The 23,350-nt window shown below is 54.0% G+C and carries 23 protein-coding genes; 12 read left to right on the top strand and 11 right to left on the bottom strand.

The genetic code is table 11. The features are described from left to right. Positions 1 to 37: 37 nt before the first annotated feature. Both cobO and AC4ICF_RS12980 read right to left on the bottom strand, forming a co-directional pair. The gene (gene cobO, locus AC4ICF_RS12985) at positions 38 to 628 is read right to left on the bottom strand and encodes a cob(I)yrinic acid a,c-diamide adenosyltransferase (protein WP_316379288.1); all 591 of its coding nucleotides are present in this window, start codon (positions 626 to 628) and stop codon (positions 38 to 40) included. Beyond that, on the bottom strand, positions 625 to 1,386 hold the full coding sequence (locus AC4ICF_RS12980; protein WP_166711418.1) for a YciK family oxidoreductase: 762 nt from the start codon (positions 1,384 to 1,386) through the stop codon (positions 625 to 627). Before AC4ICF_RS12980 ends, cobO begins: the two co-directional genes overlap by 4 nt. A 251-nt stretch (positions 1,387 to 1,637) precedes the next feature. Here AC4ICF_RS12980 and sohB point away from each other — a divergent pair, with 251 nt between their 5' ends. Continuing rightward, entirely contained in the window at positions 1,638 to 2,684 is a 1,047-nt protein-coding gene (gene sohB / locus AC4ICF_RS12975) for a protease SohB (RefSeq protein ID WP_316379287.1), read from the top strand. A gap of 34 nt (positions 2,685 to 2,718) precedes the next feature. Here the strand turns inward: sohB and AC4ICF_RS12970 are convergent, their stop codons facing one another. Next, complete coding sequence (locus tag AC4ICF_RS12970) at positions 2,719 to 2,970, bottom strand: YciN family protein (protein ID WP_003856804.1); 252 nt, start codon at positions 2,968 to 2,970, stop codon at positions 2,719 to 2,721. Between the two features lie 399 nt (positions 2,971 to 3,369). Here AC4ICF_RS12970 and topA point away from each other — a divergent pair, with 399 nt between their 5' ends. The 6 genes from topA (at position 3,370) to acnA (ending at position 10,856) form a co-directional block, all read left to right on the top strand. Further along, positions 3,370 to 5,967, top strand: coding sequence for a type I DNA topoisomerase (topA, locus tag AC4ICF_RS12965; RefSeq protein WP_316379286.1), 2,598 nt, complete (start codon positions 3,370 to 3,372; stop codon positions 5,965 to 5,967). A 187-nt stretch (positions 5,968 to 6,154) separates the two neighbouring features. Further along, complete coding sequence (cysB, locus tag AC4ICF_RS12960; protein WP_061097998.1) at positions 6,155 to 7,129, top strand: HTH-type transcriptional regulator CysB; 975 nt, start codon at positions 6,155 to 6,157, stop codon at positions 7,127 to 7,129. 338 nt (positions 7,130 to 7,467) lie between these two features. Then, positions 7,468 to 7,608, top strand: a complete 141-nt coding sequence (locus AC4ICF_RS12955) for a YmiA family putative membrane protein (protein ID WP_213743510.1) — start codon at positions 7,468 to 7,470, stop codon at positions 7,606 to 7,608. A 2-nt stretch (positions 7,609 to 7,610) separates the two neighbouring features. After that, entirely contained in the window at positions 7,611 to 7,781 is a 171-nt protein-coding gene (locus AC4ICF_RS12950; protein ID WP_032644881.1) for a YciX family protein, read from the top strand. Positions 7,782 to 7,918: 137 nt separating this feature from the next. Then, entirely contained in the window at positions 7,919 to 8,017 is a 99-nt protein-coding gene (gene ymiC, locus AC4ICF_RS12945) for a small membrane protein YmiC (protein ID WP_226857662.1), read from the top strand. A 163-nt stretch (positions 8,018 to 8,180) separates the two neighbouring features. Continuing rightward, the gene (acnA, locus tag AC4ICF_RS12940; protein WP_116339493.1) at positions 8,181 to 10,856 is read left to right on the top strand and encodes an aconitate hydratase AcnA; all 2,676 of its coding nucleotides are present in this window, start codon (positions 8,181 to 8,183) and stop codon (positions 10,854 to 10,856) included. 37 nt (positions 10,857 to 10,893) lie between these two features. Here the strand turns inward: acnA and ribA are convergent, their stop codons facing one another. Beyond that, entirely contained in the window at positions 10,894 to 11,484 is a 591-nt protein-coding gene (gene ribA / locus AC4ICF_RS12935; RefSeq protein WP_028013401.1) for a GTP cyclohydrolase II, read from the bottom strand. A gap of 197 nt (positions 11,485 to 11,681) precedes the next feature. Between ribA and pgpB the strand changes: the two genes are divergently transcribed. The 5 genes from pgpB to yciH all read left to right on the top strand — a co-directional run bounded on the left by pgpB (position 11,682) and on the right by yciH (position 15,329). Further along, the gene (gene pgpB, locus AC4ICF_RS12930) at positions 11,682 to 12,449 is read left to right on the top strand and encodes a phosphatidylglycerophosphatase B (RefSeq protein ID WP_116339495.1); all 768 of its coding nucleotides are present in this window, start codon (positions 11,682 to 11,684) and stop codon (positions 12,447 to 12,449) included. A 148-nt stretch (positions 12,450 to 12,597) separates the two neighbouring features. Next, entirely contained in the window at positions 12,598 to 12,906 is a 309-nt protein-coding gene (locus AC4ICF_RS12925) for a LapA family protein (protein ID WP_014884085.1), read from the top strand. Positions 12,907 to 12,912: 6 nt separating this feature from the next. Beyond that, complete coding sequence (lapB, locus tag AC4ICF_RS12920; RefSeq protein WP_151413139.1) at positions 12,913 to 14,082, top strand: lipopolysaccharide assembly protein LapB; 1,170 nt, start codon at positions 12,913 to 12,915, stop codon at positions 14,080 to 14,082. Between the two features lie 183 nt (positions 14,083 to 14,265). Further along, on the top strand, positions 14,266 to 15,003 hold the full coding sequence (pyrF, locus tag AC4ICF_RS12915; protein ID WP_316379313.1) for an orotidine-5'-phosphate decarboxylase: 738 nt from the start codon (positions 14,266 to 14,268) through the stop codon (positions 15,001 to 15,003). Next, positions 15,003 to 15,329 (top strand): stress response translation initiation inhibitor YciH, encoded by a 327-nt coding sequence (gene yciH, locus AC4ICF_RS12910; RefSeq protein WP_045630534.1) that lies wholly within the window; start codon positions 15,003 to 15,005, stop codon positions 15,327 to 15,329. The genes pyrF and yciH overlap by 1 nt, the downstream gene beginning before the upstream one ends. A gap of 104 nt (positions 15,330 to 15,433) precedes the next feature. Here the strand turns inward: yciH and osmB are convergent, their stop codons facing one another. The 7 genes from osmB to fabI form a co-directional block, all read right to left on the bottom strand. Further along, positions 15,434 to 15,652 (bottom strand): osmotically-inducible lipoprotein OsmB, encoded by a 219-nt coding sequence (gene osmB / locus AC4ICF_RS12905; protein WP_008501216.1) that lies wholly within the window; start codon positions 15,650 to 15,652, stop codon positions 15,434 to 15,436. Between the two features lie 262 nt (positions 15,653 to 15,914). Further along, positions 15,915 to 16,667 (bottom strand): DNA-binding transcriptional regulator YciT, encoded by a 753-nt coding sequence (gene yciT, locus AC4ICF_RS12900; protein WP_316379285.1) that lies wholly within the window; start codon positions 16,665 to 16,667, stop codon positions 15,915 to 15,917. Positions 16,668 to 16,710: 43 nt separating this feature from the next. Further along, entirely contained in the window at positions 16,711 to 16,893 is a 183-nt protein-coding gene (locus tag AC4ICF_RS12895) for a YciZ family protein (RefSeq protein WP_041909652.1), read from the bottom strand. Between the two features lie 118 nt (positions 16,894 to 17,011). After that, a complete protein-coding gene (gene pdeR / locus AC4ICF_RS12890) occupies positions 17,012 to 19,003 on the bottom strand; it encodes a cyclic di-GMP phosphodiesterase (RefSeq protein WP_116339503.1) in 1,992 nt (663 codons plus the stop codon). Positions 19,004 to 19,324: 321 nt separating this feature from the next. Further along, positions 19,325 to 21,259 carry an exoribonuclease II gene (locus AC4ICF_RS12885; RefSeq protein WP_316379284.1) on the bottom strand — a complete coding sequence of 645 codons (1,935 nt, stop codon included), beginning with the start codon at positions 21,257 to 21,259 and terminating at the stop codon, positions 19,325 to 19,327. 88 nt (positions 21,260 to 21,347) lie between these two features. After that, a complete protein-coding gene (locus tag AC4ICF_RS12880) occupies positions 21,348 to 22,334 on the bottom strand; it encodes a CMD domain-containing protein (protein WP_316379283.1) in 987 nt (328 codons plus the stop codon). Positions 22,335 to 22,490: 156 nt separating this feature from the next. After that, positions 22,491 to 23,279, bottom strand: coding sequence for an enoyl-ACP reductase FabI (fabI, locus tag AC4ICF_RS12875; protein WP_003856831.1), 789 nt, complete (start codon positions 23,277 to 23,279; stop codon positions 22,491 to 22,493). Positions 23,280 to 23,350: the final 71 nt, after the last annotated feature.

Below are 23,350 nucleotides of genomic sequence, written 5' to 3'. Positions count from 1 at the left end.
TTAAAAAAAGCCCGGTGAACGTACCGGGCTTTTTTCTTTAGTAATCAATGCCAATTTGTGCTTTGATGCCTGCATCAAACGCATGCTTGACCGGACGCAGTTCGCTCACGGTATCTGCTAGCTCCAGAATCTCCCGATGACACCCGCGACCTGTCACGATAACCGTCTGATGCGCAGGTCGGTTCTTCAGTGCATCCAATACGTCCTCCAGCGGCAGGTAGTCGTAGGCGATCATATAGGTGATCTCATCCAGCAGCACCATATTTAACGCCGGGTCAGCCAGCATTCTTTTGGCGTGCTCCCAGACGGCAAGGCAGGCTGCGGTATCGGTTTCCCGGTTCTGCGTATCCCACGTAAACCCGGTCGCCATCACCTGAAACTCAACGCCGTGAGGTTCAAGCAAATTACGCTCACCGTTGGGCCATTCCCCTTTGATAAACTGGATGACCCCCACTTTTTGCCCGTGGCCGACGGCGCGGGTAGCGGTGCCAAACGCGGCAGTGGTTTTGCCTTTGCCGTTCCCGGTAAAAACGATGACGATCCCACGCTCGTCCTGGGCTGCCGCGACGCGGGCGTCAACCTGTTCCTTCAGGCGCTGCTGGCGCTGCTGATGACGCTCTTCGCTCATTGCGAAATCCCCGGTTTGCGGCCCGGCTGTGCATCAAAGGTCATTCCGGTTTTGCGACGGCTGTCGTCACCCATCAGCCAGAGATAGAGCGGCATTATGTCTGCCGGGGTTTTCAGCTTCAGCGGATCTTCTGTCGGGAACGCGCTGGCACGCATGCTGGTGCGCGTACCGCCCGGGTTAATGCAGTTTACGCGCAGATGGCGGTTCTGATACTCCTCCGCCAGCACCTGCATCATGCCCTCGGTCGCGAATTTTGAAACAGCATAAGCCCCCCAGTTTGCGCGTCCCTCTCTGCCTACGCTGGAAGAGGTGAAGACCAGAGACCCGGACTCAGATTTGAGTAATAAAGGAAGCAAGGCCTGCGTGAGGAAAAAGGTGCCGTTGACGTTAACCTGCATGACCTGCTGCCAGATATCCGGATCCTGTTCATCCATCGGACGCACTTCGCCTAACAAACCGGCATTATGCAGCACGCCGTCCAGACGTGGGTAGTGGGTACTGATACGGCGGGCAAGTTCCTGGCACTCCGCTGGCGTGCATGTCAGCAAATCGAGCGTGTACCAGGGGGCCGGCGTGCCGCCTGCGGCTTCAATTTCCTTTGCGACCCCTTTGAGCTTTTCTTCGTTGCGCCCAATCAGAATGACGCTCGCGCCATACTCAGCATACGTCAGGGCCGCTTCGCGACCAATACCATCGCTGGCGCCGGTGACAAGAATGATCCGGTTCTGCAGCAGGTTTTTTTGCGGTTGATAATGCACGGTGACTCCTCAGGCGCACGGTATCTCAATCACGCCTTCATAATGACTTTTCGGCTTTATGCCCGAATTAGCGTGAGAATTCAATCAGTCTACAGGACGTATTACTGTAAAATTAACAATTTGCAAATATTTAAACCGCGGAGCGGGGATTCCTGAAGACGGCTCGCAGAGGTAATGTCACGGGCGAGACGCAGAGGCAGGGCTGTTGTACACTGCCGTGAAAGATTCGTGGTTAAATCAAGGTGGAACGCGTGGAATTACTTTCTCAATATGGGTTGTTTTTGGCCAAAATCGCGACGGTGGTAATTGCCATTGCGGTGGTTGCCGTTCTGATTGTTAACCTGACGCAGCGCAAGCGTCAGCGTGGGGAGTTACGCATTACCCGCCTGAGCGAACAGTATAAAGAGATGCAGGAAGAGATGTCCCTCTCGCTGCTTGATAGCCATCAACAAAAGCTGTGGCTGAAAGCCCAGAAGAAAAAGCATAAGCAGGAAGCCAAAGCCGCGAAGGCGAAAGCGAAGCTCGCGACGCCACAGTCTGACGCAAAACCTCGCGTCTATGTGCTCGATTTTAAAGGCAGCATGGATGCGCATGAAGTCGCCTCGCTGCGCGAAGAGGTGACTGCCGTGCTGGCTGTGGCAACGCCTCAGGATCAGGTCGTGGTGCGTCTTGAGAGCCCGGGCGGGGTGGTTCACGGTTACGGGCTGGCCGCCTCACAGCTGCAGCGCCTGCGAGAGAAGCAGATCCCGCTTACCGTGGCGGTGGATAAAGTCGCGGCGAGCGGTGGCTATATGATGGCCTGCGTGGCGGACAAAATTGTTGCGGCGCCGTTTTCCATCATTGGTTCAATTGGCGTGGTCGCACAGATCCCTAACTTTAACCGCTTCCTGAAAAATAAAGAGATTGATATCGAACTCCACACGGCGGGTCAGTACAAACGCACCCTGACGCTGCTGGGTGAAAACACGGAAGAGGGGCGTCAAAAATTCCGTGAAGATCTGAATGAAACCCATCATCTGTTTAAAGACTTCGTACACCGCATGCGCCCAACGCTGTATATCGAACAGGTGGCCACCGGTGAGCACTGGTACGGCATTCAGGCGCAGGAAAAAGGGCTGGTGGATGAAGTGGGTACCAGCGATGACCTGCTGCTCAACCTGATGGAAGGCCGTGAACTGGTAGGCGTGCGCTTTACCCAGCGCAAACGACTGATGGACCGCTTTACCAACAGTGCGGCGGAAAGCGCGGACCGCCTGCTGCTTCGCTGGCTACAGCGCGGACAAAAACCGCTGCTGTAAACAAAAACGCGAGGCATCTGCCTCGCGTTTTGCATTAATCGACCAGGTGATATTTTTCTGAAAGCGTATGCGCCAGGTATTTGAACATATTAAACACGGCGGTGCTTTTCGGGGTCGGTAACCCCTGCTCGTCAAGGAAGTATTCGCCGCTGAAAACCAGCACGCCATTACGCTGCTCAACGCCGGTGGCTTCAATGCCTGCGAGCGTATCTTCATGGTCACGAATAAGCTTGTTTGCTTCGATAAGCAGAGAGGCTCGGTCAATAGGTTGGGTCGTATTCTGCATAATCCACTCCTTAAACAGTGACAATAGTCTACGCCGGGGGCGCTTTGGGGGCAATTTTTCCCTGTAATGTGAGGGGATAAGATGCAGAGGGCAGGTTGGCGGGATTTGCTTTTGCATGCTAATAAAGTTGCGTAACGAATTTTATCAGGTAGAGTGTGCGCTTTCGTCATTCTGGCAACAGAATTGCTTGACATTCGACCGGGAATTCGTCACGAATTATACGAGATGTGAGAAAAATACCCGATAACTCAATGACCTGGATGTCGCCATTCTGACGTTCGGTAAGACATAGGGGTTGATATCCCCTGACGCAGTCGCAATATCATTGGCTCGTCGTCAGCGGAAGGGAAATCAACGTGCGGCGTATTCCTGGAAGAATTAAATTAGGTAAAGGTGAATATGGGTAAAGCTCTCGTCATCGTTGAGTCCCCGGCAAAAGCCAAAACGATCAATAAGTATCTGGGTAATGACTACGTGGTTAAGTCCAGCGTTGGTCACATCCGCGATTTGCCGACCAGTGGCTCAGCCAGCAAAAAGAGCGCAGACTCTACCTCCACCAAAGGGGCTAAAAAGCCTAAAAAGGATGAACGTAGCGCGCTTGTCAACCGCATGGGTGTTAACCCATGGCACAACTGGGATGCACAATATGAAGTGCTGCCCGGGAAAGAAAAAGTCGTTAACGAGCTGAAGCAGCTTGCTGAAAAAGCAGACCACATCTATCTCGCAACCGACCTTGACCGCGAAGGGGAAGCCATTGCGTGGCACCTGCGGGAAGTGATCGGGGGAGATGACAAACGCTACAGCCGTGTAGTGTTTAACGAAATTACAAAGAATGCGATTCGTCAGGCGTTTGAGAAGCCGGGCGAGCTGAATATCGACCGTGTAAACGCCCAGCAGGCGCGTCGCTTTATGGACCGCGTTGTGGGTTACATGGTTTCTCCACTGTTGTGGAAAAAGATTGCCCGCGGCCTGTCTGCGGGACGCGTGCAGTCGGTAGCCGTGCGTCTTGTCGTTGAGCGTGAACGCGAAATTAAAGCTTTCGTGCCGGAAGAGTTCTGGGAAGTTGACGCCAACGTCACCACCCCGGGCGGTGACGCGCTGCCGCTGCAGGTCAGCCATCACAACGATAAGCCTTTCCGCCCTGAAAACCGCGACCAGACCATGGCCGCCGTTGCGCTGCTGGAAAAAGCGCGATATCAGGTGCTGGAACGCGAAGATAAGCCGACCAGCAGCAAGCCTGGCGCGCCGTTTATCACGTCCACACTGCAACAGGCGGCGAGCACCCGTCTGGGTTACGGCGTGAAGAAAACCATGATGATGGCCCAGCGTTTGTATGAAGCGGGTTACATCACCTACATGCGTACTGACTCAACGAACCTGAGCCAGGACGCGGTGAACATGGTGCGCGGCTATATCAGCGACAACTTTGGTAAAAAATACCTGCCGGAGAGCGCCAACCAGTTCGCCAGCAAAGAGAACTCTCAGGAAGCGCACGAAGCGATTCGCCCTTCTGATGTCTCTGTGCTTGCTGAGTCGCTGAAAGATATGGAAGCCGACGCCCAGAAGCTGTATCAGTTGATCTGGCGTCAGTTCGTCGCGTGTCAGATGACGCCGGCGAAGTACGACTCCACTACGCTGACCGTTGGCGCGGGCGATTTCCGTCTGAAAGCGCGCGGCCGTATCCTGCGCTTCGACGGCTGGACGAAAGTGATGCCTGCGCAGCGTAAAGGTGATGAAGACCGTACGCTGCCTGCGGTAAACAAAGGCGACGAGTTGTCGCTTGTCGATCTGGTTCCGGCCCAGCACTTCACCAAGCCGCCTGCGCGCTTTAGTGAAGCGTCGCTGGTTAAAGAGCTGGAAAAACGCGGAATTGGCCGTCCGTCAACCTACGCGTCAATCATCTCGACCATCCAGGACCGCGGTTACGTTCGCGTAGAAAACCGCCGTTTCTATGCCGAAAAAATGGGGGAGATTGTCACTGACCGTCTGGAAGCTAACTTCCGCGAGTTGATGAACTATGACTTCACCGCGCAGATGGAAGACAGCCTCGACGAGGTGGCCAGCCACAAGGCTGAGTGGAAGAAGGTTCTCGACAGTTTCTTCAGCGACTTTACCAACCAGCTTGAGAAAGCGGAGAAAGATCCTGAAGAGGGCGGCATGCTGCCTAACCAGATGGTTCTTACCAGCATCGACTGCCCGACCTGTGGCCGTAAGATGGGTATCCGTACCGCGACAACAGGCGTCTTCCTGGGCTGTTCAGGCTACGCGCTGCCGCCAAAAGAGCGCTGCAAAACCACCATCAACCTGGTGCCGGAGAACGAAGTTCTCAACGTGCTGGAGGGTGATGATGCGGAGACTAACGCCCTGCGCGCCAAGCGCCGCTGCAAAAAATGCGGCACGGCGATGGACAGCTACCTGATCGATCCTAAACGCAAACTGCACGTTTGCGGTAATAACCCAACCTGTGACGGGTATGAGATCGAAGAGGGCGAGTTCCGCATTAAAGGCTATGACGGCCCGATCGTGGAGTGCGAGAAGTGTGGCTCTGAAATGCACCTGAAAATGGGGCGTTTCGGTAAGTACATGGCGTGCACCAACGACGAGTGTAAGAACACGCGTAAGATACTGCGTAACGGTGAAGTGGCTCCGCCGAAGGAAGATCCGGTTCCGCTGCCAGAACTGCCGTGTGAGAAATCCGACGCGTACTTCGTGCTGCGTGATGGCGCTGCAGGAGTCTTCCTGGCCGCGAACACCTTCCCGAAATCGCGTGAAACGCGCGCGCCGCTGGTGGAAGAGCTGTATCGCTTCCGCGATCGCCTGCCTGAAAAACTGCGTTATCTGGCCGATGCGCCACAGCAGGATCCTGAAGGCAATAAGACGGTGGTCCGTTTTAGCCGTAAAACGAAGCAGCAGTACGTGGCGGCAGAGAAAGAGGGCAAAGCGACCGGATGGTCCGCCTTCTATGTCGATGGTAAATGGGTTGAAGGCAAGAAATAATCTTCCTTAACCGTAACTTACCTGTAAAAGGGCCGGACATCCGGCCCTTTTTTATTACCTTATTATTATTTTTTGTTCCGTACTATACAGTCGGGCTATAAATGATATAGTGGTTATAGTTAACCCTTTTCTTATTATCAAATCGTCTTAAGCGATTGACCGCGTGCGCTAAATCGGATGGTCTGGCATGAAATTACAGCAGCTTCGTTATATCGTTGAGGTGGTGAATCACAACCTTAATGTCTCTTCTACCGCCGAGGGGCTCTATACCTCGCAACCGGGCATCAGCAAGCAGGTTCGCATGCTGGAGGACGAATTAGGTATTCAGATTTTCGCCCGCAGCGGTAAGCACCTTACCCAGGTGACGCCAGCAGGGCAGGAAATCATCCGTATTGCGCGGGAAGTCCTCTCCAAAGTCGATGCGATTAAGTCTGTGGCGGGGGAACATACCTGGCCGGATAAAGGCTCGCTGTATATTGCCACGACGCACACCCAGGCGCGCTATGCGTTACCAGGTGTTATTAAGGGCTTTATCGAGCGCTATCCGCGCGTCTCTCTGCATATGCACCAGGGTTCGCCGACGCAAATTGCTGAGGCGGTGTCGAAGGGCAATGCAGATTTTGCCATCGCGACGGAAGCACTTCATTTGTATGACGATCTGGTCATGCTTCCGTGCTATCACTGGAACCGCTCCATTGTGGTGACTCCCGATCACCCGCTGGCGGGCAAAGGGTCGGTGACAATCGAAGAGCTGGCGCAATATCCTTTAGTCACCTACACGTTTGGCTTCACCGGACGTTCTGAGCTTGATACCGCCTTCAACCGGGCCGGGTTAACGCCGCGGATTGTCTTTACCGCAACCGATGCTGACGTGATTAAGACCTATGTACGGCTTGGCCTGGGGGTAGGGGTAATCGCCAGCATGGCGGTCGACCCGGTATCAGACCCCGACCTGGTGCGTCTTGATGCGCATGATATTTTCAGCCATAGCACGACAAAAATTGGCTTCCGTCGTAGTACCTTCCTGCGAAGCTATATGTATGATTTTATTCAGCGCTTTGCCCCGCATTTAACGCGTGACGTGGTCGATACCGCCGTGGCATTACGCTCAAATGAAGATATTGAAGAGATGTTTAAAGATATCAAACTCCCCGAAAAATAATCACACCCGGTATCTTTCCCTGAGGGAAAGATACCGAAATATCGGCTTAAAGCTAAATTAGAATTATCATCATCTGCACTTTCCCTGCCATATATTGCCATTATCCTTTTAATTTGTGTGGTTTTAATGTCGTGAATTGGCGACAAAAATAGAAACTAATTAACGGCTACGCAAATTTTTCTTTTCAAATATTTATTTCTGGTCAAAAGATTGAATATTTCATGCCTCCTGATGCGTAAATTCACTGGCTTTTCGGCTAAAGTTTCTTTAGGATTTATCTCAACAGATGATTAATTGTACCAATTGTTTGGTCCTAAATGATAAGCGATATCGATTGTATGAGGTTAGCAATGCCTTCAGGAAGTGAAGAACCGCAAAGGGATCCTGCGCTCAAGCGTAAAGCCTGGCTGGCGGTCTTTCTCGTTTCCGCCCTGTTCTGGGTGATGGTTGCTCTCCTGGCCTGGAAATATTGGGGTTGAATATGGCAGTGACGGTACGTACAGAAACGGCAAAACGGATGTGTCAGCATCATGACACTGTTCACAAAGGACGCAAAGCTCCTGCGACAGCTGTGCCAGCGTCCTGGAAACTGACGCCGCAGCAGCAGGCTTTTATTGATGTGTTCGCGGAAGACGAACCCAAAAAACAATAATTTAGTTTATTGCGTAATGATGCAGCTAGTCTGAATAATGATTGTGCACCTTTGTACTCTTTAATAAATACACATCAGCAATATAGCACGAGGACCTGCCTCGGAATGTTTAATAAATAATGCCTGGTGTCCCTATGATGAATAACATGATGTCTCAAAAATACTGGTCATGGATCGGCGTTTTTACCCTGTCGATTCTGTTCTGGAGTCAGCTCATCTGGCTGGCCATCCACTAAATGATAAAACCTCGCTGCGGCGGGGTTTTTTGTTTTGCCCTCCTCTGGACCATTCCTAAATTTATCAATTCGGGTTGTTATCAAAACGTTACGACATCTTTGTGTTATCTTTAATTACGGCCCTGATGATTGTCAGGACATCTCTGTAATTAAGGAGGAGCTTATGTCGTTAACCCTACGCGAAGCCAGTAAGGACACATTACAGGCAGAAAATAAAACCTGGCACTACTATAGCCTGCCGCTGGCTGCCAGAACGCTTGGGGACATTTCGCGTTTACCCAAGTCATTGAAAGTTTTGCTGGAAAACCTATTGCGCTGGCAGGACGGTGATTCCGTCACTCTCGACGATATTCAGGCGCTGGCGGGGTGGCTTAAGAATGCCCATGCCGACAGAGAAATTGCCTACCGCCCGGCAAGGGTCCTGATGCAGGACTTCACCGGCGTGCCTGCCGTGGTGGATCTCGCCGCCATGCGTGAGGCGGTTAAACGCCTCGGTGGCGACACGGCTAAAGTGAACCCGCTTTCCCCCGTCGACCTCGTGATTGACCACTCCGTAACCGTTGACCACTTCGGTGATGACGATGCCTTTGGCGAGAATGTGCGTCTTGAGATGGAGCGTAACCACGAGCGTTATGTCTTCCTGAAGTGGGGCCAGCAGGCGTTCAGCCGCTTTAGCGTAGTTCCACCCGGCACCGGTATCTGTCACCAGGTTAACCTTGAATATCTCGGTAAAGCCGTCTGGAGTGAATTGCAGGACAAAGAGTGGGTGGCTTATCCGGACACGCTGGTGGGCACAGATTCCCATACCACTATGATTAACGGCCTCGGTGTGCTGGGCTGGGGTGTCGGCGGTATCGAAGCGGAAGCCGCCATGCTTGGTCAGCCGGTCTCCATGCTTATCCCTGATGTTGTGGGCTTTAAGCTCACCGGGAAGCTGTCTGAGGGCATTACCGCCACCGATCTGGTGCTCACCGTTACCCAGATGCTGCGTAAGCATGGCGTAGTGGGCAAATTTGTTGAATTTTACGGTGACGGGCTGGATTCGCTGCCGCTGGCTGACCGTGCGACCATTGCCAATATGGCGCCAGAATATGGCGCAACCTGCGGCTTTTTCCCCATTGATGACGTCACGCTGGAGTACATGCGCCTGAGCGGTCGCAGCGAAGAGCAGGTGGCGCTGGTGGAGGCGTATACCAAAGCGCAGGGCATGTGGCGTAATCCGGGCGATGAGCCGGTATTTACCAGCACGCTCGCGCTCGACATGGGAAGCGTTGAGGCGAGCCTCGCCGGTCCGAAGCGTCCCCAGGATCGCGTGGCGTTAAGCGACGTGCCAAAAGCGTTTGCCGCCAGCAATGAGCTGGAAGTCAACGTGGCGAAGAAGGACCATCGCCCAATCGACTATGTTCTGAACGGACATCAGTATCAGCTCCCGGACGGCGCGGTTGTCATTGCCGCTATTACCTCCTGTACCAACACCTCGAACCCCAGCGTGTTGATGGCGGCCGGTCTGCTGGCTAAAAAAGCGGTTGAGCTGGGGCTGAAACCCCAGCCGTGGGTCAAGGCCTCGCTGGCACCGGGCTCGAAAGTGGTTTCGGATTACCTGGCACAGGCCAGGCTAACGCCGTATCTTGACGAGCTGGGCTTTAACCTCGTGGGCTACGGTTGTACCACCTGTATTGGTAACTCCGGCCCGCTTCCTGAACCTATTGAAACGGCAATCAGGCAGGGCGATCTGACGGTTGGCGCAGTCCTTTCCGGTAACCGTAACTTTGAAGGGCGTATTCACCCGCTGGTGAAAACCAACTGGCTCGCTTCGCCGCCGCTGGTGGTGGCCTACGCGCTGGCCGGGAACATGAATATTAACCTGGCGACCGATCCCATTGGTCACGACCGCAAGAATGAGCCTGTCTACCTGAAAGATATCTGGCCGTCATCGCGTGAAATTGCGATGGCCGTTGAAAAGGTTTCTACCGAGATGTTCCGCAAAGAGTATGCGGAAGTGTTTGAAGGTACGCCGGAATGGAAAGCCATCAACGTTGTGGGCTCGGACACCTATGACTGGCAGGACGACTCTACCTATATTCGTCTGTCGCCGTTCTTTGATGAGATGCTGGCCGAGCCTGCACCGCTTAAGGATATCCATGGCGCGCGCATACTGGCGATGCTGGGGGACTCCGTCACCACTGACCACATCTCTCCGGCGGGGAGTATCAAAGCCGACAGCCCGGCAGGCCGTTATCTGCAAAGCCGGGGAGTGGAGCGCCGCGATTTTAACTCCTACGGCTCGCGCCGCGGTAACCATGAAGTGATGATGCGCGGAACCTTTGCCAACATCCGCATTCGTAACGAAATGGTTCCGGGTGTGGAAGGGGGGATGACGCGCCATCTGCCGGGGACTGAAGTCGTGTCGATTTATGACGCAGCCGTCAAATATCAGCAGGAAGGTACGCCGCTGGCGGTTATCGCCGGGAAAGAGTATGGTTCCGGCTCCAGCCGTGACTGGGCGGCGAAAGGTCCACGTCTGCTTGGCGTTCGCGTGGTCATTGCCGAGTCATTTGAACGTATTCACCGCTCGAATCTAATTGGCATGGGGATCCTGCCGCTTGAGTTCCCGCAGGGCGTCACGCGCAAAACGCTGGGCCTGACCGGGGAAGAGCAGATTGATATTAGCGGCCTGCAAAACCTGCAGCCGGGCAAAACGGTGCCGGTGAAATTAACGCGGGCAGACGGGAAAACAGAGGTACTGGAATGCCGCTGTCGTATTGATACCGCAACCGAACTGACCTACTACCAGAACGACGGCATTTTACATTATGTGATCCGTAAGATGCTGGATTGATAAAAAAAGCCCGGCATTTGTGCCGGGCTTTTTACTCTCACTCTTTCAGCAGATGGCCCATTTTGGCCGCTTTGGTATCGAGATAGTGGGCGTTTTTCGGGTTGCGGCCGACAATCAGCGGCACGCGCTCGACGATGTTGATCCCCGCTTCGGTGAGGATCTCAACTTTTTTCGGGTTATTGGTTAGCAGGCGAACCTCGTCCACGCCCAGCAGCTTGAACATATCGGCGCACAGCGTGAAGTCGCGTTCATCGGCGGCAAAACCGAGCTGGTGGTTGGCTTCCACCGTATCGTAACCCTGGTCCTGCAGTGCATAAGCGCGGATTTTATTCAGCAGACCAATGTTACGACCTTCCTGACGGTGATAGAGCAGCACGCCGCGGCCTTCTTCGGCGATATGGGTAAGGGCTGCTTCGAGCTGGAAACCGCAATCACAGCGCAGGCTGAACAACGCGTCGCCGGTCAGACACTCCGAATGGACGCGGGACAGTACCGGCGTCTGCCCTGAAATGTCGCCGTAGACCAGCGCGACATGATCCTGTCCGGTTGCCAGTTCTTCAAACCCCACCATCAGGAAATCGCCCCATGGGGTTGGCAGTTTGGCTTCTGCCACACGTTTAAGCTGCATGTGATTCTCCAGAGTAGGCTGACACGTTTCGTGCCTTACGCCTGTTTTGCTTTCTGTATTTGTTCATTTTGCCACAAGCTCAGCACGTTCGCCTAATGGGCACCATGCTATATGAACGTTAAACGCACGATCCGACATATCCACCCATCGAATGAATTTCAGTTATGATTGTGAGGCTTAGCGAAAAAGGAGAAGACATGCTTTCAATCGCCAGACGTACGGCAGCAGGCGCGGCCATTTTACTGATTATGCCTTTGGCCGTGTGGGTCTCCGGCTGGATGTGGCAGCCGGGGCAGAATGCCACGTGGCTGAAAACGTTATACTGGGTAACGGAAACGGTCACGCAACCGTGGGGAATTATTACCCACGTCATCCTTTGCGGCTGGTTCTTGTGGTGCTTGCGCTTTCGATTGCGCGCGGCGCTAATGCTCTTTGCTATCCTCGGCGGCGCGATCGTTATTGGACAGGGTGTGAAGTCCTGGGTAAAGGATCATGTTCAGGAGCCAAGACCTTTTGTCGTCTGGCTGGAAAAAGCACACCATGTTCCGGTGGATGAGTTCTACAATTTAAAGCGTAAAGATCGCGGTGCGCTGGTGAAAGAACAGCTTGCGGAACAGGAAGATATTCCCAAATTCCTGCGTAAGCACTGGCAAAAAGAGACGGGTTTCGCGTTTCCTTCCGGCCATACGATGTTTGCGGCCAGCTGGGCGTTGCTGGGCGTTGGGCTGCTTTGGCCTCGACGTCGCACGATGACCATCGCGATTTTACTGGTTTGGGCGACAGGGGTTATGGGCAGCCGCTTGCTGCTGGGGATGCACTGGCCGCGGGATCTGGTGGTTGCTACGCTGATCTCCTGGATGCTGGTAACGCTGGCAACCTGGCTTGCAGAACGGTTCTGCGGCCCGCTCACGCCACCGCCTGAAGAGAAAGAAGAGATCGCCGAAAGGGAACAAAGCGACGCCTGACGGTTGATATTGTGCATTTCGCCCATAAATCCATGACGTGCGCGTTACTTTTTCCGTTTCGCGCCCGTCGCTAAAATGGTAGTTTATAAGGCTGATTGCGGTGGGTTGAACACACTTTATTCGCTTGAACCACATAACGGGAAGTAATGTGAAATATTTACTCATTTTCTTACTGGTATTGGCGATTTTTGTCATTTCAGTCACATTGGGTGCACAAAACGATCAGCAGGTGACGTTTAACTATCTGCTTGCGCAGGGCGAGTATCGCGTATCAAGTCTGCTGGCGGTCCTGTTTGCTGCAGGCTTTGCCATAGGCTGGCTGGTTTGCGGCCTGTTTTGGTTGAAGGTTCGTGTTTCTCTTGCGCGCGCTGAACGTAAAATTAAACGACTTGAGCATAATATTGCGCCTGCGTCCGACATTCCGGAAAGCTCAGGTGTGCCGGTCGTGAAGGAATAATCGACTATGCTGGAGTTGTTGTTTCTGCTTTTGCCTGTAGCCGCAGCCTATGGCTGGTATATGGGCCGCAGAAGTGCGCAACAAACAAAACAGGATGAGGCTAACCGACTCTCCCGCGACTACGTTGCGGGGGTGAACTTCCTCCTGAGCAATCAGCAGGACAAAGCGGTAGACCTGTTCCTCGATATGCTGAAAGAGGATACGGGGACCGTAGAAGCCCATCTCACTCTCGGTAACCTGTTCCGCTCTCGCGGCGAGGTTGACCGCGCCATCCGTATCCACCAGACCCTGATGGAAAGCGCGTCCCTGACTTACGAACAGCGTCTCCTGGCGGTACAACAGCTGGGCCGAGACTATATGGCCGCGGGGCTGTACGATCGCGCTGAAGATATGTTCACTCAGCTGGTAGATGAAACGGATTTCCGCATTGGCGCGCTGCAGCAGTTGCTACAGATTTACCAGGCCACCAGCGACTGGCAGAAAGCCATTGATACGGCCGAGCGTCTGGTGAAGCTGGGTAAAGACAAGCAGCGCGTTGAAATTGCGCATTTCTACTGCGAGCTTGCCCTACAGCAGATGGGCAACGACGACATGGATAAAGCCATGGCGTTACTGAAGAAAGGCGCCGCCGCGGACCGCAATAGCGCGCGTATCTCTATCATGATGGGGCGTGTTTTTATGGCCAGCGGCGACTACGCTAAAGCCGTTGAAAGCCTGCTGCGGGTTATTGACCAGGACAAAGAGCTGGTCAGCGAAACGCTTGAAATGCTGCAAACCTGCTATCAGCAGTTGGACAAGCAGGAAGAGTGGGTGGCATTCCTGCGCCGTTGCGTGGAAGAGAATACCGGCGCGACCGCTGAGCTGATGCTCTCAGACGTGGTTGAGCAATATGAGGGGAGCGACACCGCACAGGTTTATATTACCCGTCAGCTGCAGCGTCATCCCACGATGCGCGTATTCCATAAGCTGATGGATTACCATCTTAACGATGCGGAAGAAGGGCGCGCCAAAGAGAGCCTGATGGTGCTGCGCGACATGGTTGGCGAGCAGGTGCGCAGCAAACCGCGTTACCGTTGTCAGAAGTGTGGTTTTACCGCGTATACGCTCTACTGGCACTGTCCTTCCTGCCGTGCCTGGTCTACCATCAAGCCTATTCGTGGCCTTGACGGGCAGTAATTTTTTAAAACCCCTCATTTTAGTTACAACATACTAAAGTTTTACCTCTCTCTCAGCACCGTGCGGTTTGCCGGTCTGGCAGGCACGTAAATGGATTCTGTCAATTTAGGGCGGCGGCAGGTAGAATGCTGGCCGTTTATCTGTTCCGCGCCGCTGCGCGCCCATAGACGAAAAGGGCTGGTCATGACGTCTGTTACTTCTTCCACTTCCCGCGTTATTACGGATTCTCCTGTTGTTGTCGCGCTTGATTACAATAAGCGCGATGCTGCACTGGCCTTTGTCGACGGTATCGATCCCCGCGATTGTCGTCTGAAAGTTGGTAAAGAGATGTTCACGCTGTTTGGACCGCAAATCGTCCGCGATCTGCAGCAGCGCGGTTTCGATGTCTTCCTCGATCTTAAATTCCATGATATCCCGAACACCACGGCGCACGCCGTTGCCGCCGCTGCGGAACTGGGTGTGTGGATGGTCAACGTGCACGCGTCGGGCGGGGCGAGAATGATGACAGCCGCTCGCGAAGCGCTCCTGCCGTTCGGCAACGATGCGCCATTACTGATTGCGGTCACCGTGCTGACCAGCATGGACGAAAGCGATTTGCGTGACCTTGGCGTGACTTTGTCACCAGCCGAGCACGCTGAACGCCTGGCGCGTCTGACGCAGAACTGCGGCCTTGATGGCGTCGTCTGCTCCGCTCAGGAAGCGGTGCGCTTCAAGTCAGAGCTGGGCAACGCATTTAAGCTGGTTACGCCGGGTATTCGTCCGGCAGGCAGCGACGTGGGCGATCAGCGCCGAATTATGACGCCTGAGCAGGCGTTGGCCGCAGGCGTTGATTACATGGTTATCGGGCGTCCGGTGACGCAGTCTGCCCACGCGGCAGAGACGCTTAAGGCTATCAACGCATCACTGAAAAAGGGGGCGTAATGACCGATTCCAACAGTCGTCTGGTCTACTCAACGGAGAGCGGGCGCATAGACGAACCGAAAACGAAAGCGGAGCGTCCGAAAGGTGACGGTATTGTCCGTATCCAGCGTCAGACCAGCGGACGAAAAGGAAAGGGGGTCTGCCTGATCTCCGGGATTGATCTGGATGATGCGGAACTGAACAAGCTGGCAGCCGAACTGAAAAAGAAATGTGGCTGCGGCGGTGCCGTTAAGGACGGCATTATCGAAATCCAGGGCGATAAACGCGATTTAATTAAATCGCTGCTTGAAGCCAAAGGCATGAAAGTTAAACTGGCAGGTGGTTAAAATAAATAAGCCACGGCAAATGCCGTGGCTCGTGTTATATACGTGCGTTAGTCAGACCTGAAATGCGATGCTAAATCGCCATAACGGGAAGGCTTATAGAATAATTATTTGCCGACCTGGTGACCGATAATACCACCGACAGCAGCGCCGCCTAATGTACCCAGCGTACTACCATCCGTTAATACTGCACCACCGAGCGCACCAGCGCCGGCGCCAATAGCGGTGTTACGGTCACGTTTAGACCAGTTAGAGCACGCGCTCAGGGACATTGCTACAGTGATTGCCAGAACAGCGGCGGCTAATTTTTTGCTGGTTAAGGTCATAATACTTTCTCCTGAATTATCGATTCACGGAAAGATGTACACGTTAAGTATAGTCAAAATGAATACTTAATTCTTTTTCCCGTGAAAGCTGGTCGCGCAGGCGTTACGTAATCACGCAAGTGATAGTCACTTCCTGTTATATCGCTAACATTAATTTTACGACTTTACGGCAGGTTAAACAGGTAAAAACTCTTAAAGGAAGGTTAGGAATCCTCTCAGACGAAGGGGACATATGCGCCCGGCATACGGGCGCAAAAAGGAGTCAGGCGGAGGTTTTAATAATATCGACAATGAGACCGTCTTCTTCCAGTTTAATACGATGTTCGTCGCTTAACCTTTCGTCGGTAATTACGCGGCTGAAGCGCGCGGCTGGACCCATGGTGTAAGGATGAACGACACCAAATTTGGAACTGTCGGTCAACACAATGGCTTCACATTCTTTTTCCAGGACGGCATTAACCACGTCAGATCGCATCATATCCCGGCCGGTGAAGCCTGTCTCCGGCTGCCAGCCGTCAATCCCGATAAACGCCTTACTGAAATGAACCTGCTGGACATACTGCCGGGTCAGCGGGCCTACCATGCTTTCACTCTTTTTCTGGTAAATGCCGCCCAGTAAAATCACCTCGCAGCGCGTCTCTTTGAGCAAATGGGCGATATAGCTGCTGACGGTGATGATGGTAACGTCTTTTTGTTCGGCGAGCGTACGTGCCAGCAGGGCGTTGCTGCTGCCGTTTTCAATAAACACCGTCTCGCCTGGGTTTACCAGCGATGCGGCAAATTCTGCCAGTTCTCGTTTAAGCGCGTAGTTATTCATCATGCGCGTCTCAACGTCGTCGCTGTCCAGCGGCACGGCATAGCCATGCGCACGGCGCAGGTAGCTCTGTTTTTCCAGCAGATTAAGATCCTGACGGATGGTGACTTCGGAAACGCCGGTGGTTTTCGCGAGTTCGACTACGCTTACGCGCCCCTGATCGATGACCATCTGCAAAATGAGTTGTTGTCGGGAATTCATAGCATCCAATTAATAAAGCGAAACGAGGTCTGGGACAGTGGGATTAAACTTCCCACGGCGCTTTAGGCTGTCGGTTTTCGGGGGCATTGTCAGCGCCATCCTGAGCGAGGAGTTCAGACTTCAGGATCTCGAGATTACGGATCGCAGAGTGATAATCACCCGCCACCAGGATATCCAGCACGGTATCAATACGTTGTGCTACAGCTTGTGGATCAATAGTAGACATAATCTCTCCCCAGGAACGAAAAGTTAATAATTTCAATGATGCAGAAAATAGGGTCAAAAGAGAAGGGAAAAAACGCCATAACGAAATTACATAAACGAAAGTGAACCTCTTTATGGCCTTAACGCTGTTGTCGCGCTTGATATCGTTTTAGCCAGCGCTCGAATGCGGCAGCGGGCATCGGCTTAGCGAAAAGAAAACCCTGTCGTTCGTTGACGCCGTTCTTGGTCAGAAAGGCGTCCTCTTTTGCGTTCTCCACCCCTTCGGCAATCACCTGCAGATTTAGCGCCTGCGCCACTGCGACAATGGCGCGCACCAGAGACTGGGAGACAGAGTGCTTATGAATATCTCTGACAAAAGCCTGATCGAGCTTAATAGCGTCAATAGGAAAACGCGCCAGCTGTGAGAGAGAAGAGTAGCCGGTACCGAAATCGTCCAGATGAATTTGTGCCCCGAGCCGGCTGAATTGCTGGATCACAGAGAGCGCCAGCTCTTCGTTTTCGATAAGACAGCTTTCGGTCAACTCGACATCGATAGGGCAGTACTCAAAATGCAGATCCTTAAGCGCCTGCTTTAACTCACTGAAAATTGTCTGGTCGGCGAGCTGACGTGCTGAGACGTTCACCGCCACGCGCAGGTTAATTCCCTTGTCTCGCCATTTTGCCACCTGTCGAACCACATCAAGCATCACCCAGCGACCCAGCGGGACAATCAAACCGGACTCCTCGGCATAAGAGATAAATTCCAGAGGAGGGATCAGCCCGCGCTCGGGCGACTGCCAGCGGACCAGCGCTTCAAGGCTTCTGACCTCTCCGCGCCAGGTGATTTTTGGCTGGTAGTGGATCAGGAGCTGATCGTTATCCAGCGCTTTACGCAGGTTGGTGTCCAGCCACAGATACTCAAACACGCGCTGGTTCATCTCGGGGGAGAAGACGCAGAACTTGCCACGGCCGTTTTCCTTGGCGGTGTACATAGCGGTATCGGCATTGCGAATCACGCTTTCCCGATCGTTCCCGTGTTGCGGCGCGAGGGCGATTCCCAGGGAGCAACCGGTGTAAACCTCAATCAGACCGATTCTGAACGGCTGACGCAGGCGGGTCAAAATGCGCGACGCCATCGCTTCCAGAGAGCCCTGAGAGGTATGGGTGGCCATAACGATAAACTCATCGCCACCGAGCCGCGCTAAAACTTGCCCCTCATCCAGGCAACTCAGAAGGGCAAGTGCAACCGCCTGCAGCAGCTGATCGCCGAACATATGTCCGTAGGCATCGTTGACCTTTTTGAAGTTATCCAGGTCGAGGTACACCACGCCAACCTGCGTATCGCCGCGGTTGGCTATGGCGCCTGAAATCAGCTCGTGGATCGCGTTGCGGTTTGGCAAGCCGGTGATGGTATCAGTATTGGCCAACACGCGCAGGCGCTCCTGCGCCCGCCGTTCTTCGGTAATGTCGGTCCCTGAACAGATAAGAAAAATTTCATTTTTACCGCTGCCGCTGTGAACGAATTTATTTCTGAACAGAAACAAGCGTTGCCCTTTCCGCGTTTTGATCCAGCGTTCGACTTCGTAGGAGCTGCTGTTGCGAAAGATACCCGCAATGTTGCGCTTCGAGGCTGCCGCTTCGCTGCGGCTCATGAACAGTTCAAACACGTTTTGACCAATGACTTCATGTTCTTTCAGACCGGTATACTCTTCGCTCAGGCGGTTAAAACGCTGGATATTGCCGTTTTGATCGAGAATAACAATGACGGAATTCGCTTCAGAAACAACCTGTTCTGCAAAGGAGAGCCCCTGAGCCAGATCGCGTGCCACGGAGGGCGTATCGTTCCAGGCGGAGGCCGTGCCGGCCCACTCGTTGCGGGTTATTTTTCGTCCGACAAGATGGACGGGAACTTCTTCGCCATAAAGAGAAAGGTTCATAGAAAGGCTGGAGGTAATCACCGTTAGCTGGCGGATCAGTGCGGCCTGATCGTCGGTCAGCGTGACCACCTGAGTGACGTCTGCATTTTCGCTGGCAGCAAGGTGCAGAGCGTTGCTATCAGCCGACAATCGCCACCACGGGCTGTGAGTACCCGTGTAACGAAACAGCAAATTCTGCACAAGTTCGTCGATCATGATTTCTCCCGCCGCGACGTATTAGCGCACAAATTATTCATTTGCCGTCGACTTTTCCGTTGAAAATTGCGGCAAAGCCGCAGTAAACGTATTTTTTCCCTGTTTTCTTACAACATAACGCGTCAGGCAGAAAAGAATGCTGAGCGTATAAAATTCACGTGACCGAGTAGGACAGCACTCTTTTACTGTAGATAATTATGGCCATTTTGGGCGAGCCGGGACTAAAAAAGTAAGAAAAATGATGCTTTTGCGGGGGGAAAGACGGGAGAAAAAATTGTCGGCCTTTCCGAGCGGAAATGACCGACAATTTAGCAGAGGTTATCAGGCGACAGGGCGCGCAATAATACTGCGGGTTTCCATGCGAACTTCAGCGATAGTCACGTCAATCACGTCAGTGACTTTGTAAACCGTCTCGCCTTTAATTTGCACGGTGCCGCTTTCCTGACTGCAGATCAGTTCGTCACGAACGGCGTGCAGGAACGGAGCAGGGATAAAGGCTACCGCACCGTTATCCACCAGGCGTACGCGCATTCCGCCACGGCTGATATCAACGATCTCCGCCGCGAAGCGGGTATCGGTACCGGCTTTATCCTGCAGGAAGCGCGCATAAAGCCAGTCTCCTACGTCACGTTCCGCCATGCGGTTCAGACGGCGACGCTCGGCCATCTGTAGGGTCGTGTCGTCCTGAGGACGGGCAATGGTTTCACCCTTGATAATCGCTTTCAGCAGGCGGTGGTTAACCATATCGCCATACTTGCGGATTGGGGATGTCCAGGTGGCGTAGGCCTCCAGACCGAGGCCGAAGTGCGGGCCTGGCTCGGTGCTGATTTCCGCGAAGGACTGGAAGCGGCGAATACGGCTATCCAGGAAACCGGACGGCTGAGCGTCCAGCTCGCGGCGAAGCTTGCAGAAGCCTGGCAGCGTCAGCACTTCTTCCGGATCAACATGCACATCGTGATTCTTCAGCAGAGCCGCCAGCGCTTCGGTATTGGCCGGATCGAATCCGGTGTGAACGTTGTAAATACCAAAGCCCAGCCTGTCGCGCAGCACGCGTGCGGCACAGATGTTGGCGGAAATCATTGCCTCTTCAACGATGCGGTTTGCAATGCGTCGCGGTTCGGCCACGATGTCCAGCACTTCACCTTTCTCGCCCAGAACAAAGCGATAATCCGGTCGGTCTTTGAACACCAGCGCGTGGGTTTTACGCCACTCGCCGCGGTTCAGACAGATGCGGTGCAGCAGACGGAGCTGCGCGGCTATGGCGTCTGATTCAGGTTTCCAGTTGCCGGTATTTTCCAGCCAGTCGGAGACGTTATCGTAGGCCAGCTTGGCTTTGGATTCGATGGTGGCGGCAAAGAACTCGATATCGTCTTCAATCGCGCCATCGGCGGCAATGGTCATGCGGCAGGCAAGAACCGGACGCACCTCATTTGGGCGCAGCGAGCAGAGGTCGTCAGACAGTTCGCGGGGCAGCATCGGGATGTTAAAGCCCGGCAGGTAGTTCGTGAACGCGCGGATTTTCGCCGTTTCGTCCAGCTTGCTGCCTTCTACGATCCAGGCGGTGGGATCGGCAATGGCGACGGTCAAATGTAGTTTGCCATCGGCGCTCTCTTCAGCGTAGAGCGCATCGTCCATATCTTCGGTGCTGGCGCTGTCGATGGTGACAAACTCCAGCGCGGTGAGATCGCGGCGCGTCAGACCTTCATCCTGCATCTCGGTTGCCACGCCGTTCGGCGCTTCTTTTTCAAGATTATGGCGCGCCAGCGTGACCCACCACGGGACGAAATGGTCGTCGCCAAAGGTGATGAACTGGGTCAGTTCAGCATAGAAACCGCGGTCGCCTTTCAGAGGATGACGGCGCATTTCTGCTACGGCCCAGTCACCTTCTTTAAAATCATGCTCAACGCCGCGGGCGGCGCGGCACGGAATGGCATCTTTCAGCAGGGGGTGATCCGGCACGACAGAAAGACGATCGTCCTTTCTCTGCACTTTGCCCACAAAGCGGGTCAGGAACGGCTCGATCAGTTCTTCCGGCTCGGCGGATTCACGTTCTTTCTCGGTATGGATGACGGCCATGACGCGATCGCCATGCATCACTTTCTTCATCTGCGGTGGCGGAATGAAGTAGCTTTTCTGCGCGTCAACTTCAAGGAAGCCAAAGCCCTTTTCCGTGGCTTTCACGACCCCTTCTGCACGCGGCGTCTGGGAATGCAGTTGCTGTTTAAGCTGCGCTAGCAGCGGGTTGTCCTGAAACATAATGTTCTATTTTCGTAGCCATTGAGCGGCTGACAGTTTTACGCGATTCTCACTGCTACAGCAAGCGCTCTTTGGGTAAAGAGTGTGGTTATTCCGCTTTGCCGGAAGCGACTTTTAGCCGATTGAGCCAACCCTCCAGCGCGCATTGGCTCAGCAGGTTGATCGCCTGAACGGCAGTAAGTTCTTCTTCCGTTAGCGGGGTAAATTGTGCGGCACTGAAGCGGTCCGGTGAGCGTGTCAGCAATTCGGCTGCTGCCGTAAGCGCCGGAGGAGGATGCGAAATCGTTTCCCGGCTGTTTATCAGGATCTCACCCGTCAGGTCGAGCAAGGTCGGTTCATGACACAGTACCGGCGTCAGCGCCTCAAGCGCGGGCTCTGCCTGCCAGCGGGAGAGGGACTCAAGTTGATGCGCACTGGCATAGCGAAGCTCGACAACGGGCAGAAGCACTATCCACGCGTCGGAGCACGCCGGCAGGCTGTGTGGCTGAATATGATGGCCCGGCAACCAGCGAACGGGATGGCCAAGCAGCGCCTGAAAGACGGCGACCACGCGCGCCTGAAAACCGATAAAGCCGATTATCTGGTTAATCACCACTATGTCATAGATAGACAGACCTACCTCATCAAGCTCGTTTCGCGCCTTATCATCAATGACGTCAGGCGAGCTGGCGAGCTGGCGGGCGTACTGGGTGATTTGCGCCAGCCGTCGGTTACTTTCGCGGGAGGAGTCGGGACCCGGCAGCGGGGCGAGGAGGGCGGCGTAATGGTTGCAAAGCCGCTGAACGCCGCAGGCCTGCGCCACCGTCAACGCGGTACTTAACCGATCGTAGGCGCTGAGCGTTCGCAGGCGGTTTACGGGAAGTGAGAGTGGGAACAGCTGGTGGCATAAGGATCTGGCTGGAGCAAGCCAGCCGGTACAGGCGGCGACAATCTCATCTGGCAGGGCTAAATCGAGCAAAAAACGATCGTCGACGTTAGCGGCTTCGGGCACCAGAGGCAGCACATCCGGCTGCGCGTGGTTTGACTGGGTTTCGTGATACCAGTGGCCTTTGCCGGAAAAACGGCGTTGTTCCATGTGCGTTCCTTGATCTCAAAATGGCGATCAATATCCTGGCGTAAGGCAGATAAAGGGAAAAATATTGTTAGGTGATAACAAATAGCAGAACGGAATAACGAAGGGGGGAGTACGGAGGGGGAAAGCTCTCTTCCCGTGCGGGAAGAGAGCCACAGCTTATTTAATTTCCAGCTCGTTCATTGCAGCGATGTTGAAGCCGCCGTCAACGTGAACCACTTCGCCGGAGATACCAGCGGAAAGATCAGAGCACAGGAATGCAGCAGAGTTACCCACATCTTCAATGGTAACGGTACGACGAATCGGGGTAACCGCTTCGCAGTGTGCCAGCATTTTACGGAAATCTTTGATGCCGGACGCCGCCAGGGTACGGATAGGACCCGCAGAGATGGCGTTAACACGCACGCCTTCTGGACCCATTGCGTTTGCCATGTAGCGTACGTTGGCTTCCAGAGACGCTTTCGCCAGACCCATAACGTTGTAGTTAGGGATAGCACGTTCAGCGCCCAGGTAGGACAGGGTCAGCAGGGCTGCGCCCGGGTTCAGCATCGCGCGGCAGGATTTTGCCATCGCTACAAAGCTGTAGGAGCTGATGTCGTGAGCGATTTTGAAGCCATCACGGGTAACCGCGTTCACGTAGTCGCCGTCCAGCTGGTCGCCAGGAGCGAAGCCAATGGAGTGAACGAAACCGTCGAATTTCGGCCATGCTTTTGCCAGTTCAGCAAACATGCCGTCGATGCTTTCGTCTTGTGCAACGTCACATTCCAGAACAATGCTGGAACCCAGCTGCGCGGCAAACTCTTCAACACGGCCTTTCAGCTTGTCGTTCTGGTAGGTGAACGCCAGCTCAGCGCCTTCGCGATGCATTGCCTGTGCGATGCCGTATGCGATGGACAGTTTGCTGGCAACGCCAGTCACCAGAATGCGCTTACCGGAAAGAAAACCCATAGCTTTAATCCTTATATTCATTGCTTATTTTGCCTTGTAATTCATAGCGTTACAGGCAGTATTTCAAAATC

The organism is Enterobacter sp. ECC_219_Taxon_10 (genome assembly GCF_058354905.1).
This window is presented reverse-complemented; position numbering and strand designations above follow the sequence as displayed.

Excerpts from the sequence above, each read along its gene's own strand:
- cobO (WP_316379288.1), bottom strand. The coding sequence starts at position 628 with ATGAGCGAAGAGCGTCATCAGCAGCGCCAGCAGCGCCTGAAGGAACAG.
- cysB (WP_061097998.1), top strand. The coding sequence starts at position 6,155 with ATGAAATTACAGCAGCTTCGTTATATCGTTGAGGTGGTGAATCACAAC.
- AC4ICF_RS12885 (WP_316379284.1), bottom strand. The coding sequence starts at position 21,259 with ATGTTTCAGGACAACCCGCTGCTAGCGCAGCTTAAACAGCAACTGCAT.
- yciT (WP_316379285.1), bottom strand. The coding sequence starts at position 16,667 with ATGAATTCCCGACAACAACTCATTTTGCAGATGGTCATCGATCAGGGG.
- acnA (WP_116339493.1), top strand. The coding sequence starts at position 8,181 with ATGTCGTTAACCCTACGCGAAGCCAGTAAGGACACATTACAGGCAGAA.
- lapB (WP_151413139.1), top strand. The coding sequence starts at position 12,913 with ATGCTGGAGTTGTTGTTTCTGCTTTTGCCTGTAGCCGCAGCCTATGGC.
- pdeR (WP_116339503.1), bottom strand. The coding sequence starts at position 19,003 with ATGATCGACGAACTTGTGCAGAATTTGCTGTTTCGTTACACGGGTACT.
- yciH (WP_045630534.1), top strand. The coding sequence starts at position 15,003 with ATGACCGATTCCAACAGTCGTCTGGTCTACTCAACGGAGAGCGGGCGC.
- ymiC (WP_226857662.1), top strand. The coding sequence starts at position 7,919 with ATGAATAACATGATGTCTCAAAAATACTGGTCATGGATCGGCGTTTTT.
- AC4ICF_RS12955 (WP_213743510.1), top strand. The coding sequence starts at position 7,468 with ATGAGGTTAGCAATGCCTTCAGGAAGTGAAGAACCGCAAAGGGATCCT.
- osmB (WP_008501216.1), bottom strand. The coding sequence starts at position 15,652 with ATGACCTTAACCAGCAAAAAATTAGCCGCCGCTGTTCTGGCAATCACT.
- ribA (WP_028013401.1), bottom strand. The coding sequence starts at position 11,484 with ATGCAGCTTAAACGTGTGGCAGAAGCCAAACTGCCAACCCCATGGGGC.
- AC4ICF_RS12950 (WP_032644881.1), top strand. The coding sequence starts at position 7,611 with ATGGCAGTGACGGTACGTACAGAAACGGCAAAACGGATGTGTCAGCAT.
- fabI (WP_003856831.1), bottom strand. The coding sequence starts at position 23,279 with ATGGGTTTTCTTTCCGGTAAGCGCATTCTGGTGACTGGCGTTGCCAGC.
- AC4ICF_RS12895 (WP_041909652.1), bottom strand. The coding sequence starts at position 16,893 with ATGTCTACTATTGATCCACAAGCTGTAGCACAACGTATTGATACCGTG.
- pyrF (WP_316379313.1), top strand. The coding sequence starts at position 14,266 with ATGACGTCTGTTACTTCTTCCACTTCCCGCGTTATTACGGATTCTCCT.
- AC4ICF_RS12880 (WP_316379283.1), bottom strand. The coding sequence starts at position 22,334 with ATGGAACAACGCCGTTTTTCCGGCAAAGGCCACTGGTATCACGAAACC.
- pgpB (WP_116339495.1), top strand. The coding sequence starts at position 11,682 with ATGCTTTCAATCGCCAGACGTACGGCAGCAGGCGCGGCCATTTTACTG.
- topA (WP_316379286.1), top strand. The coding sequence starts at position 3,370 with ATGGGTAAAGCTCTCGTCATCGTTGAGTCCCCGGCAAAAGCCAAAACG.
- AC4ICF_RS12970 (WP_003856804.1), bottom strand. The coding sequence starts at position 2,970 with ATGCAGAATACGACCCAACCTATTGACCGAGCCTCTCTGCTTATCGAA.